The organism is Vibrio sp. OY15 (assembly GCF_000742455.1).
GTDB lineage: Bacteria > Pseudomonadota > Gammaproteobacteria > Enterobacterales > Vibrionaceae > Vibrio > Vibrio alginolyticus.
Map to the genome: position 1 here is coordinate 185,801 of NZ_JPIL01000014.1, position 12,078 is coordinate 197,878.

11 protein-coding genes are annotated in these 12,078 nt (G+C 43.1%); 6 read left to right on the top strand and 5 right to left on the bottom strand.

Annotated elements, in window-relative coordinates:
* Positions 1-122 precede the first annotated feature (122 nt).
* From IJ23_RS18470 to rnk, 3 genes are all read right to left on the bottom strand, one after another.
* Positions 123-1,109: an ABC transporter substrate-binding protein gene (locus IJ23_RS18470; RefSeq protein ID WP_033907032.1), complete on the bottom strand. Its 987-nt coding sequence runs from the start codon at positions 1,107-1,109 to the stop codon at positions 123-125.
* A 227-nt stretch (positions 1,110-1,336) separates the two neighbouring features.
* Positions 1,337-2,296, bottom strand: coding sequence for a GGDEF domain-containing protein (locus IJ23_RS18475; RefSeq protein WP_025767735.1), 960 nt, complete (start codon positions 2,294-2,296; stop codon positions 1,337-1,339).
* A gap of 238 nt (positions 2,297-2,534) precedes the next feature.
* Positions 2,535-2,942 carry a nucleoside diphosphate kinase regulator gene (gene rnk, locus IJ23_RS18485; protein WP_005390213.1) on the bottom strand — a complete coding sequence of 136 codons (408 nt, stop codon included), beginning with the start codon at positions 2,940-2,942 and terminating at the stop codon, positions 2,535-2,537.
* A 526-nt stretch (positions 2,943-3,468) separates the two neighbouring features.
* On the opposite strand from rnk, the gene nirB reads away from it, so the two are divergent.
* The 4 genes from nirB (at position 3,469) to cobA (ending at position 8,349) form a co-directional block, all read left to right on the top strand.
* Positions 3,469-6,033 (top strand): nitrite reductase large subunit NirB, encoded by a 2,565-nt coding sequence (gene nirB, locus IJ23_RS18490; RefSeq protein ID WP_033907033.1) that lies wholly within the window; start codon positions 3,469-3,471, stop codon positions 6,031-6,033.
* 13 nt (positions 6,034-6,046) lie between these two features.
* Positions 6,047-6,370, top strand: a complete 324-nt coding sequence (gene nirD, locus IJ23_RS18495; protein WP_005387969.1) for a nitrite reductase small subunit NirD — start codon at positions 6,047-6,049, stop codon at positions 6,368-6,370.
* 195 nt (positions 6,371-6,565) lie between these two features.
* Entirely contained in the window at positions 6,566-7,417 is an 852-nt protein-coding gene (locus IJ23_RS18500) for a formate/nitrite transporter family protein (RefSeq protein WP_033907034.1), read from the top strand.
* Between the two features lie 173 nt (positions 7,418-7,590).
* A complete protein-coding gene (cobA, locus tag IJ23_RS18505) occupies positions 7,591-8,349 on the top strand; it encodes a uroporphyrinogen-III C-methyltransferase (RefSeq protein WP_033907035.1) in 759 nt (252 codons plus the stop codon).
* Between the two features lie 16 nt (positions 8,350-8,365).
* Here cobA and IJ23_RS18510 read toward each other — a convergent pair whose 3' ends face one another.
* Positions 8,366-8,806 carry a DUF4174 domain-containing protein gene (locus IJ23_RS18510; protein WP_005376058.1) on the bottom strand — a complete coding sequence of 147 codons (441 nt, stop codon included), beginning with the start codon at positions 8,804-8,806 and terminating at the stop codon, positions 8,366-8,368.
* 119 nt (positions 8,807-8,925) lie between these two features.
* On the opposite strand from IJ23_RS18510, the gene IJ23_RS18515 reads away from it, so the two are divergent.
* Positions 8,926-9,414 carry a LabA-like NYN domain-containing protein gene (locus tag IJ23_RS18515; RefSeq protein WP_005387978.1) on the top strand — a complete coding sequence of 163 codons (489 nt, stop codon included), beginning with the start codon at positions 8,926-8,928 and terminating at the stop codon, positions 9,412-9,414.
* Positions 9,415-9,502: 88 nt separating this feature from the next.
* Here the strand turns inward: IJ23_RS18515 and IJ23_RS18520 are convergent, their stop codons facing one another.
* Entirely contained in the window at positions 9,503-10,834 is a 1,332-nt protein-coding gene (locus tag IJ23_RS18520; RefSeq protein ID WP_033907036.1) for an anaerobic C4-dicarboxylate transporter, read from the bottom strand.
* Positions 10,835-11,253: 419 nt separating this feature from the next.
* Between IJ23_RS18520 and IJ23_RS18530 the strand changes: the two genes are divergently transcribed.
* Entirely contained in the window at positions 11,254-11,991 is a 738-nt protein-coding gene (locus IJ23_RS18530) for a siderophore ferric iron reductase (protein ID WP_033907037.1), read from the top strand.
* Positions 11,992-12,078: the final 87 nt, after the last annotated feature.

The following is a 12,078-nucleotide window of genomic DNA, read 5'->3' on the forward strand; positions in this document are numbered from 1 at the left end:
ATTGTTTCTTGGCTTTATAATCTTCTATTTTTATGAAGCTTATGTATACTATAACGCTGATACATAGTATTACGCTTAGACTGAATAGTGATGCTAAATAGTGGTTTAACGAACGATGCATTTTAATCTAGACCATCAAAATATGAATTGATATAGTTTTCTTTAAATATTTTTCTGTAATTTGGAATCTGTCCTTCTACATAGTTTTGTTTTAATGCCCAATTAGCTTCTGATTGTAATGTAAATAATAAAGAATTCGTTAAATTTAATCGAAAATTATAATCATCCCAGCTCCAAGATATTTCTTCAACTGTTGTGTTAAGTTTTTGTGATAGTATTTTCATTGTTAAATGAGGGTTTTTATCCATCCAGTTAATTGAGTGATGAAGTGACTTTATTATTTTCATTACTTCTTGATCTGATTTTTCAATGTGTATTTCTTTTGATACAAGCAAAAAGTAAAGTTTATACACGCCAATAATTCCTATGTTCTTTACTTCTTCATTTATTCTATTCTTGGCCATAAATCCGTATGGCTCCCAAGTAGATATTGCATCGACGTTTCCTTGCATTAAATGATTTATAATAACCTGCGTTGTTGATGATATTTTTTCTACTTTTTCTAAATCAATGTCATTTACCTGTAGCAACAAGTCTAAGTAATATTCGCTAGCGCTCTTTTTTATTACACCAACCTTTTTTCCTGGTAATTTATCTATACTTTCTATGCCAGACCGCTTTTTAGTTAGCAGCTTAATATCATTCGTAGAAGATGCAAAAGAAGTGATTAATGCTAAATCTTTGTATTCAAAGCTTTTAAACATCAGTACGCTTTCAGAAAAAGTGGCGTAATTAACATGGTTTTCTAGAAGTAGGTTTGAACATTCGACCCCTCCAAAGCACATGATAAGTTCGACGTTTAAATCGTTTTCTTCAAACGCACCTATGTGCTCTGCAATGATAAAAGGGGCTGACAGAGGCGTCTTAGATATACCGATTGTTGTAGGTTTGTGGATAGCATTTGATACCGTTGTTAACTTTAAACAAGCAACTGCTAATACAGAAAGAACTAAAATTATGATAACTGTAGAAATCTGTTTTGTATCCATCAAAAACAACTCCCTTCATAATAGTAGTAATTAATCTATCAGTTAAATGAGTGTAGTTGCTTATTGGGTTGATGCTAGGAGAGGAGGGGATTTATTTGTATCGTGCCAAATTTATGAGTACCTAGGGGTAATTTCGGTAACTGGCTTAGATATAAAGAATTTATCTTTAGTTAGTTCAAGTTGTAGCAAATGACTGATTTCATAACATGATGATTTATGGAGAGATATCAACTTTTTAAGTTGAAAAATTGTACTCCATTTTTGCCATTTTTCTTTATCTCATACATTGCGTGATCGGCTTTTTGATACACTTCATTAAACGGTTGCTTTCCTTTGTTAAAGAGACAAACACCGATACTCATTCCTATCGTTACTTTATGTAAGTCTTGATTTATCGCTGGAATGATTGAATCTAAGAGTTGATTGCAAAGTTGGGATATCTCCTCTCGACTTGAATGCCAGTTTAAGATAACAAATTCATCGCCTCCTATGCGTCCAACTTGAGACTTGCTTGACGCAAGCTCTGTTAAGCTATTGGCGATATTGATGAGGAGGGTGTCGCCAGTATGATGGCCTAGCTGGTCGTTAACTGCTTTAAAATTATCTATATCAACAAACACTAAAGCAGACTGCTGAGACGGTTCGGTTTGAGGTTGATGATTAAAGTTTTCCTCAATTGCTTTTCTATTTAACAATCCAGTCAATGGATCACTCGAAGCCAACTTGGCCAGTTGCTGCTCATAACGCTTTTCTTTTGTAATATCGATATGAGTGCCCATCATGCGTAGTGGTTCGCCATCAGAACCATACTCGACGATGCGCCCTCGATCGTAGACCCAGCTATCACTGCCGTCTTTATGAATCATGCGATGCACTACCTCATAAAGGTCGGTCTTGCCTGCTAGGTGATCTTCAAATGCACCCACCGCAAGATCATAATCTTCAGGGTGGAGATTGTTTTTCCACGTTTCAACCGTCGCGGTTAACTCATGGGGCTGATAACCTAGCATTTTTCCCCACTGCATATTGAATATCGTCAAAGTACCTGAAGGAATATGCTGCTCCCACAAACACAGTCCATTACTGTCGAGTGCAGCATTCAACTTTTCTTGTAGTCGCGCATTCTTCCGCTTCAGCTCTTCATTTTCTTTTTCTAAGCAGGCAATTCGAGTTAGATATTCTTCCATTTTGCGCATAATTTACGTCGTTTTCGGAGCGACAATATACGAAAAATACTTTGCAATTTCTATGATTGAGCTTGGAGATATAAATATTGAATATGCGGTAAATAATAAAGAATCGGTGATGTTACTTAAGAGCAGTAAAGTAAATGCTTGGAAAACAAAGAAGGAAATAGGGGGTAAGCGAGGGGCTCTCCTGGTGCAAAGTCTTAAATGGAGGCCTTTGCACCGGGACTACTGAGGGTTAGCGGTTTAGTGCACCACAACGCTCAGGTTGGTATGTGATATCGACAATTTCAATTGTCTTCACTTGATTATTTGGCATTGGCCAGTCAAGTTTTTGGCCGACAGACAAACCGATCAGTGCGCTGCCTACGGGTGCAAAAATAGAGATATCATCACTGCTTTTCAGTTCAGAAGGGTAAACCAGTGTCTTTGTCATGGTTCTATCTTCACCTGAAAATTTAAACTCTACAGTCGAGTTCATCGTGACCACGTTATCTGGCATTTGTTCTGGCTCAAGAACTGTTGCTCGGTCGAGCTCTGCTTCTAATTCCACAAGCTCCGCTGCGATGTTTGGCATTTTATCCAACAAAGCCGTGATTCGGTTCATATCTAAGCTTGAGATGTAGATAGAATTGTTTTCTGACATTTTATGACTCCCAAATAAAAGGCCGCCTCACAAAAATGGGACGGCACTCTATATGTCAATTACGGTATCAATCATATGGACGCTATTCCATATGAACTAAACCCGATTTTAGTCTTTATAGTGCGACTTAGCTAGTAAAAAATTTTTGTTGTGAAGCTTGATTTTTCTAAATCTTTCAATCACTTCAGATATTGTTCTCTGATCACCTTGAAACGGTGAAGTCAAGTGAGTGCGTCGTTTAGAAGCAAAACAGGATTTATCGTAGGTGTGCTCGGTTTCGATGGTCAGTCTTACTTCATAAAGCAAAACGGTATAGTCCGTTGCTAGCATGGCTTCGGTTATCTCAGTTTGTTAAAACTACCAATATCCGTTAATAAATTACTTTTTATTTCGCAATAGTCAGATAAATACGTTCATCTACCCCTTTAGGGTAGTTTGAAATTGTAATTGATTTACATCATGTATTAATTTTCTTTCACAATTAACAATGAGCTCAGTGATAAGAACCTAACCCTTAGGAATTATAATGAGCAAGTTGAAGCTAGTAGTCATCGGTAACGGTATGGTAGGGCACCGTTATATTGAAGACTTAGTCGAGAAAGCTGATATGTCTAATATAGACATTACGGTTTTCTGTGAAGAACCTCGTGTCGCATACGACCGTGTGCACCTTTCCTCTTACTTTTCTCACCATACTGCAGATGAACTTTCTTTAGTAAAAGAAGGCTTCTACGAGAAACACGGTATTAACATGCTGATCGGCGAACGCGCGATTAACATCAACCGTGAAAACCGCATTGTTTACTCAAGCACTGGCCGTGAAGTTCAATACGACAAGCTGATTCTTGCTACTGGCTCATTCCCATTTGTTCCACCTATCAAAGGTCACGAAAGCAAAGACTGTTTTGTTTACCGTACTATCGAAGATCTTAAAGCGATCGAAGCGTGTGCGAAGAAGAGCAAATCAGGCGTTGTTGTCGGTGGTGGTCTGCTAGGCCTTGAAGCAGCAGGCGCACTGAAAGCACTGGGTGTAGAAACGCACGTTGTTGAGTTCGCGCCAAAACTAATGGCTGAGCAACTTGACCTGGCTGGTGGTAACCAGCTTCGTCAAAAGATCGAGCGTATGGGCGTGAACGTTCACACCAGCAAAAATACGCTTGAGATTGCGCCAGAAGGCACAAACGCACGCAACGTTATGCGTTTTGCTGACGGTTCAGAGCTAGAAACAGACTTCATCGTATTCTCTGCAGGTATTCGTCCACAAGACAAACTAGCACGCCAAATGGAGCTAGAAGTGGCACCTCGTGGCGGTGTTGCTATCAACGATCATTGTCAGACTTCTGATGAGAACATCTACGCGATTGGTGAGTGTGCGTCTTGGAACGAAATGTTCTACGGCCTTGTTGCTCCTGGCTACAAGATGGCGACCGTTGCTGTTGACCACCTACTAGGTAACACAGAAAGCAAATTCGAAGGCGCTGACATGTCTGCGAAGCTGAAACTTCTTGGCGTGAAAGTAGGCTCTATCGGTGACGCGAACGGTCGTACTGAAGGGTGTAAGAGTTACGTTTACCAGAACGAAGAGCAAGAAGTTTACAAACGTCTTGTCGTTTCTGAAGACAATAAGAAATTGCTTGGCGCGGTAATGGTTGGCGATACCTCTGACTACGGCGATCTGCTTCAACTTATGTTGAACGAAATCGACCTACCAGAACACCCAGATGCGTTGATCCTTCCGGCACACGCAGGCGCTGAGAAACCAGCACTAGGTGCAGACGCTCTACCAGAAAGCGCAGTGATCTGTTCTTGTTTCGACGTAACCAAAGGCAAGATCGCTCAAGCGGTTGCTGATGGTCACCACACATTGGGCGACATCAAAGCAGTGACTGGCGCAGGTACAGGCTGTGGTGGTTGTATTCCTCTAGTAACCTCTGTCCTAAACGCAGAGCTTGCTAAATCTGGTATCGAAGTGAAGAACGACGTGTGTGAGCACTTTGCATACTCACGCCAAGAGCTGTTCCACCTAATCCGTATTGAAGAGATCAAAACGTTTGATGAGCTTCTAGAGAAATACGGTAAAGGTTACGGCTGTGAAGTTTGTAAACCACTGGCTGGTTCTATCTTGGCTTCTTGCTGGGGTGAGCACATTCTTAAGCCACAACTGGTTAAGCTGCACGACACGAACGATAACTTCCTAGGTAACATCCAAAAAGACGGTACTTACTCTGTTATTCCACGTATGGCGGGTGGTGAAGTAACACCTCAAGCACTGGGTGCGCTAGCGAACGTTGCTGCTGAATACAACCTATACACCAAAGTCACTGGCGCTCAACGTATTGGTCTGTTTGGTGCTCAAAAAGACGATCTTCCAGAGATCTGGCGCAAGCTTATCGACGCTGGTTTCGAAACAGGTCAGGCGTACGCAAAAGCCCTTCGTATGGCGAAGACCTGTGTTGGCTCAACGTGGTGTCGTTACGGTGTTCAAGACTCTGTTGGTCTAGGTTCCTACATCGAGAACCGTTACAAAGGCATTCGTACACCTCATAAGATGAAGTTCGGTGTTTCTGGTTGTACTCGTGAGTGTGCGGAAGCACAAGGTAAAGACCTTGGTATCATCGCGACTGACGCAGGCTGGAACATGTACGTATGTGGTAACGGCGGTATGAAACCTCGTCACGCAGACCTACTTGCAAGTGACCTAGATAAAGAAACGCTAATCAAGTACATCGACCGCTTCATGATGTTCTACATCCGTACTGCTGCGCCATTACAACGCACATCAGTTTGGATGGAAAACATGGAAGGTGGCGTTGACTACCTACGCGAAGTGATTGTTGACGACAAACTTGGCATCAACGCGCAACTAGAAGCAGACGTAGCGAAACTTGTCGACGAATACGAGTGTGAGTGGACTGCGACTATCAACGACGAATCACAACTGACTCGTTTCGCGCACTTCATCAACTCTGACAAGCGCGATGAAAACGTCCTGTTTGTACAAGAGCGTGAACAGCACCGCCCAGCAACCTTCACGGAAAAACACCCTGAAGCGAAAGGCGACATCCTACACGTAGCGATCACTGAAGCATAAGGGAAGGTTGATTATGTCATTTGAAAAGATTTGCCAAATCAGCGACATCGTACCGGGCACGGGTGTTTGTGCACTGGTTGATGGTCAGCAAGTTGCGGTATTTCGCCCAACACAAGCAGAAGAAGTGCTGGCTATCAGCAACACAGATCCGTTCTTCCAATCAAACGTGCTTTCTCGCGGTTTGATCTGTGAGCACCAAGGCGAGCTTTGGGTGGCTAGCCCACTTAAGAAGCAGCGCTTTAACCTGACAACAGGTGCGTGCATGGAAGACGAACGTTTTAGCGTGAAAGCGTACAAAACGCGTGTAACCAACGGCGAAGTAGAAATCTCTGCGTAAGCTTGGTTTTCATTCCCTCCTCTTAGGGGGAGGGAATGAACTGAAACCTAGATTTAATAGACAAAGGCTTTCCAAGCATCATCTCAGGGGAACAGGGAAGCGAGGTGTTGTAGACAGCGTTCAGGTGTCAACGGGAAGCCTTTCTCTATTCAATCTTTAACTTTTTAACTTTCAATTTTGGATAAGGACACATTCATGTCTACTGATTTTAAGCCTGCAGAATTCGTGCAAACCATGATCAATGTTGGTGAAGCGAAAACCAATACAAGCACGCGAGACCTTCTGCTTCGCGGTACGATGGCTGGCGTTATTCTTTCGCTTGCGGTGGTGGTTGCTATTACCGCGATTGTACAAACGGGTATCGGTCTTGTAGGAGCACTTGTTTTCCCCGTTGGTTTCGTAATTCTAAGTGTGATGGGGTATGACCTAGTAACCGGTGTTTTTGGTCTAGCGCCTCTGGCTAAGTTTGCTAACCGTCCGGGCATCACTTGGGGTCGTATCTTCCGTTGTTGGGGTCTTGTAGGCTTGGGTAACCTTATCGGTTCTCTGATCGTTGCTTACCTAGTGGCTATCTCTCTAACAGGTAACTTCTCTCTAGAACTGAACGCAGTAGCGAAGAAATTTGTCGCTGTTTCTACCGCGCGTAGCCTTGGTTTTGAAAACATGGGTATGGACGGATGGATCACGTGTTTCGTACGCGGCATCTTCTGTAACCTAATGGTGTGTCTTGGCGTTATCGGCAACATGACAGCACGTTCAGTGTCTGGTCGTGTAGCAATGATGTGGTTCCCAATCTTCATCTTCTTTGCGCTAGTATTTGAACACACCGTAGTAAACATGTTCCTATTCCCACTAGGTATGATTCTAGGTGCGGATTTTGGTATCGCGACTTGGTTGAACTTCAACCTTATTCCAACCATTCTAGGTAATATTGTCGGTGGTCTCGTAATGACTTGTATTCCACTGTACCTAACTCACGCAAAAACAGCGCCTTCTATCAACGTAGTTGAAGAAGAAGTAAAAACAGAGCCTGCAATCGCAAAATAAACCGCTTTTATCTGGCCCTACCTATGGTAGGTAGGGCTGTTCAACTCATTTAACTTTCGATAAGTATTGTATTGATTTAACTATAAAAAGTAATAACTCCTTGGGGTGATTTTAACCTTGAGTTAATGACTTGAGTGTTACTTTTTATGTCCAAATTTTCGATAGGCGTTGATATGACAACTGTTAACTCATCTTTAAACAGCGGCTTTGTTTCTCTTGTTGGTGCAGGTCCAGGTGATCCTGATTTGCTCACAGTAAAAGGCTTAAAAGCCATTCAAGCGGCTGAAGTTGTGGTGTACGACCGATTAGTGTCGAAAGACATTCTTGAATTGGCTCACGCATCAGCAGAGATGATTTACGTAGGAAAAAAATTGGACTTTCACTGTGTGCCTCAAGATCAAATCAACCAAATCTTGGTGCAAAAAGCACAAGAAGGTAAACGCGTTGTGCGCCTAAAAGGTGGGGACTCATTTATCTTTGGCCGTGGTGGTGAGGAGCTAGAAGAACTAGCGGAATTTGGTATTAAATACGAAGTGGTTCCGGGGATCACAGCAGCAGCGGGTGCAACGGCTTACGCTGGTATTCCATTAACACACCGCGACCATGCGCAAAGCGTTCAATTCATCACTGGTCACGTACAAAAAGATGGTCGTGAGATTGAATGGCATTCTCTAGCACAATCCAACAACACACTTGTTTTCTACATGGGTTTGAAGCAAAGCGGCCATATTATGGATAAGCTGATCACTCATGGGTTAGATCCTGAGATGTCATGCGCCATTATTGAAAACGGTACGCGCCCAGAGCAGCGCGTGTTCCAAGGAAAGTTGAACGAGCTATCGATCATGGCAGAGCAAGCCGTGAGCCCAGCATTGATTGTGGTTGGCAGCGTGACTCAGTTGCACAACAAATTGGATTGGTTCGCAAAGTAATACTGCCCAGAAGTGACTATATTTTACAGGGACTTTGCTGCCTCTGCATTTCTTGCTTACGCATTGGCATTTGATCAATCAAGTTGTTGATAAATGGCCAATCCGTTTCTGCGCCCCAGCGGTGCTTTTCTAGACCATCTTTACCAAGCAAAATAGCGGTATGAGAACCTTTTTCGACCTCATAAAGACGAGCTAGCATTTTTAAGTCGAACTCTTCTTTAAGCCAAGCAGGAAAGGTATAACCTTGTTCTGTAATGACCAGTGTGACGACATCTCTGTCTTCCAACTCACACTCATTCATAAGTGTTTCTAGCAAGAATTGTTTTACGTATTCATCATTTTCTGGCGCAAAGTAGAGCACACTTCTATGTGGCCAGTATTTGGAGTGCGCTGGATAACCAAATGCTGTCGATGACAAGATACAAGAAAGCAGTATCACTAGTAACTTTCCGCCCATGACAGTTCCCCTAGAAACCCAAATAACTTTTTATACGTTAAGTTTAGTGGAATTGGCTCATTGTGCTTTTTCCAAAACTGGCATAGGGTAGGCAGCAAATAAATTGAGCGTAGAAATAGATGAGTTCGGAAAGCAAACAAAAAATCGCCATTTTGGTTGATGTACAGAATGTGTATTACACCTGTCGCGAAGCGTATCGAAGCAATTTTGATTACAACCAGTTTTGGTATGTCGCCACACAAGGGAAAGAGGTGGTAAGTGCTCGTGCTTATGCCATCGCGAGTAACGATCCAAAACAACGTCAGTTTCATCACATTTTACGCGGTGTTGGATTTGAGGTGATGCTTAAACCCTACATCCAGCGTCGTGATGGCAGCTCGAAAGGCGATTGGGATGTGGGTATTACTCTCGATGCAATTGAAATTGCTCCCGAAGTTGAGGAAGTGATTCTAGTTTCGGGAGATGGAGACTTTAGTCTGCTAGTAGAGAGAATTCAGCAGCGCTTCAATAAAACGGTGACCGTTTATGGTGTACCTAAACTTACATCTCAAACTCTGATTGATTGTGCCGACAATTTTGTCGCGATTGATGACGATTTCTTGCTGTAGTTAAATAGTGTAATAAAGAAAGGCGAGTCACTCAGGCTGTACGAAAACGTACAATGACTCGCCTCTAATTTATCGTTGATTTGGCTAGTTACGAAGGAATGATCATTTGCCCTAGCAAGTAACCCAAGCAACACGCACCAATCACGCCGATTAAGCCCACAGACATGAATGAGTGGTTGAAGTACCACTTACCAATCTTAGTTGTGCCCGAGGTATCGAAGTTCACAGTCGCGATATCTGAAGGGTAGTTGGGAATAAAGAAGTAGCCGTATACCGCTGGCATCAAGCCGATAAGCAGCGCAGGTTCCAAACCTAAGCCGAGACCAACAGGCAGCATCATGCGAGCCGTTGCAGCTTGAGAGTTCACCACAACCGACACAATGAATAACGCAAGCGCGAATGTCCAAGGGTAGTTGGTTACCATCTCTACGATGCCAGATTTAAATTGAGGCATAGCGTACTGGAAGTAGGTATCTGACATCCATGCAATACCGAAGATAGCAATCGCCGCCACCATACCTGACTTAAACACCACGCCATTTGGTACGTCACGCGGGTCAGTTTTGGTCGCAAGCAAAATGATACCGCCGAAGCAGAGCATCATCATTTGAATCACAACGGCCATGCTGATTGGCTTCGCGCCATCTACGATGGTACGAATGTCTGGCCACATCGCGATAACGACGATCACCAAGATCGATGCAATGAACAGCAATACAGAGTTACGAGCACTTGTTGGTAGTACTTCATCAAGAGACGTCGCAGTTGTGTTGAGGATCTTTTCGCGCCACACAGGATCTTTCAAACGCTCTTGGTATTCTTCATCGTCGTCTAGTTCTTTACCACGCTTTAGGCTGTAAAGTGACATCAACAACGTACCGAATAAGGTTGCAGGTACAGTAACGAGCAGAATTGAGAGCAGAGTGATCTCGTGTTGAATATCAGAGAGTTGCGCCAAGTAGTAAACTACGGCCGCTGAAATTGGTGATGCCGTGATTGCGATTTGAGAGGCGACAGAAGCGGCAGCCATAGGACGCTCAGGACGAATGCCGTTTTTAAGTGCAACGTCGCCAATGATTGGCATGATAGAGTAAACCGCGTGACCTGTACCAAGTAGGAAGGTCATAAAGTAAGTCACGAACGGAGCAATAAGGGTGACGCGTTTTGGGTTCTTACGAAGCACACGCTCGGCAACTTGCAGCATGTATTTCAAACCGCCAGCGGCTTCAAGAATGGAAGCACATGTTACCACCGCTAAAATGATCAACATAACGGTGACAGGAGGAGAGGTTGGCGGCATCTTAAAGATGAAGACTTCAATCACCAAGCCAATTCCGGATACGACCCCAAGGCCTATACCACCATAACGTGAGCCGATATACAGCATCACGAGCAAAAATAGAAACTCAAGATACAACATGTGGATTTCCTTATTCAAAACAGAGGGCTACATAGCCAAATTACCTCTTTGTATTGTCTCGATATTCAGAAAGAAAATACTTCATGTTGTTCACAATCCGCTGGATAAGAAACAGCAATATTCAATTATTGGCAATAACTCACGCTACACAGGGAAACTGTTAACACAGTTTTATCAGGGTGTTTTTATGCTGTGTATTTTTGCGATCATGTGAGCGTTAAATGCGAAGAGGTTTAAGAGTTTGTTGCTATTCATCGCATACGTAACCAGACCTTACAGCTTCACAGAACTCGGAAATACATTCATAACTAACCCTAAGAGTGCTTCTTTGTTATGAAAACGCAAAGGATAATAGTTTGCATTGCGATTGGTGCTTGGGTATAAAGGTGTCAGAATGACTACACCAACAATAAGCCATCATGTCTGAGCAATTTTTCCCGCAACTGTTTCAAACTTCGAGTGAGATTACACCTTACCTACACGGTGATATCGGCGAGATAGGGCAAGAAGCTATCCATATCGAAAATGATATCAACCCGATCATCCAAGGCCTTTACCAGCAAATCTCGGAGGCTCATCCGGAAGCGGGAAAAGCATATTGGTTGACAAGAACGTGGGATTTACTTTGTTGGCAGCCAGTTTATGTCGCATTCATCTCTATTTACGGTTACCACACGTTGCCAAACATTCGCGAGATAGCGCAGCACCTCAAACCTTGTTTTGTTTCTGGGTACCGATTCGCCGACGAAGCGCATATACATGGCGAGCCAGAGGCGTTGATAAAAGAGGCGGGGCGTCAAATCCGAGAACTGTTCGACTTCTATCAACAAGAGATGAGTCAATGGACACGCATTCGTCCTGGCTTCACCCATCAATTGATGTCGGACGGAATCATGGCTTGTTTAATTCGTCTCCAACAGCGCTTTCCGCAAATGACTAACTCGACACTTCAGGAGCATGCGGTCTTGTGGCTAAGCGCAATGGGTTTGGATGTTGATAATAGCCGCTCACTTCATGAGACGGGATCTGATCAGCCGCTAAAGTTAGTAAGAAAAAGTTGTTGTTTAGTCTATAAGTGTGAAGGCAGAAAGCTTTGTGCAGATTGTCCTCGTTTAGAGGAAAATCGACAGCTTATGAGCAAGAAGGCTCTTAATTAACATTTATTTAACTTGTGTAACAGTGCTCGATTTGAGAGTGAGAATAAGTATCATTGCATGCTCTTGTTGACAACAAAAAGATAAATA

Bases quoted from the DNA above. Each gene is read 5' to 3' on its own strand.
- IJ23_RS18470 (WP_033907032.1), bottom strand. From the start codon at position 1,109: ATGGATACAAAACAGATTTCTACAGTTATCATAATTTTAGTTCTTTCT.
- IJ23_RS18475 (WP_025767735.1), bottom strand. From the start codon at position 2,296: ATGGAAGAATATCTAACTCGAATTGCCTGCTTAGAAAAAGAAAATGAA.
- rnk (WP_005390213.1), bottom strand. From the start codon at position 2,942: ATGTCAGAAAACAATTCTATCTACATCTCAAGCTTAGATATGAACCGA.
- nirB (WP_033907033.1), top strand. From the start codon at position 3,469: ATGAGCAAGTTGAAGCTAGTAGTCATCGGTAACGGTATGGTAGGGCAC.
- nirD (WP_005387969.1), top strand. From the start codon at position 6,047: ATGTCATTTGAAAAGATTTGCCAAATCAGCGACATCGTACCGGGCACG.
- IJ23_RS18500 (WP_033907034.1), top strand. From the start codon at position 6,566: ATGTCTACTGATTTTAAGCCTGCAGAATTCGTGCAAACCATGATCAAT.
- cobA (WP_033907035.1), top strand. From the start codon at position 7,591: ATGACAACTGTTAACTCATCTTTAAACAGCGGCTTTGTTTCTCTTGTT.
- IJ23_RS18510 (WP_005376058.1), bottom strand. From the start codon at position 8,806: ATGGGCGGAAAGTTACTAGTGATACTGCTTTCTTGTATCTTGTCATCG.
- IJ23_RS18515 (WP_005387978.1), top strand. From the start codon at position 8,926: ATGAGTTCGGAAAGCAAACAAAAAATCGCCATTTTGGTTGATGTACAG.
- IJ23_RS18520 (WP_033907036.1), bottom strand. From the start codon at position 10,834: ATGTTGTATCTTGAGTTTCTATTTTTGCTCGTGATGCTGTATATCGGC.
- IJ23_RS18530 (WP_033907037.1), top strand. From the start codon at position 11,254: ATGTCTGAGCAATTTTTCCCGCAACTGTTTCAAACTTCGAGTGAGATT.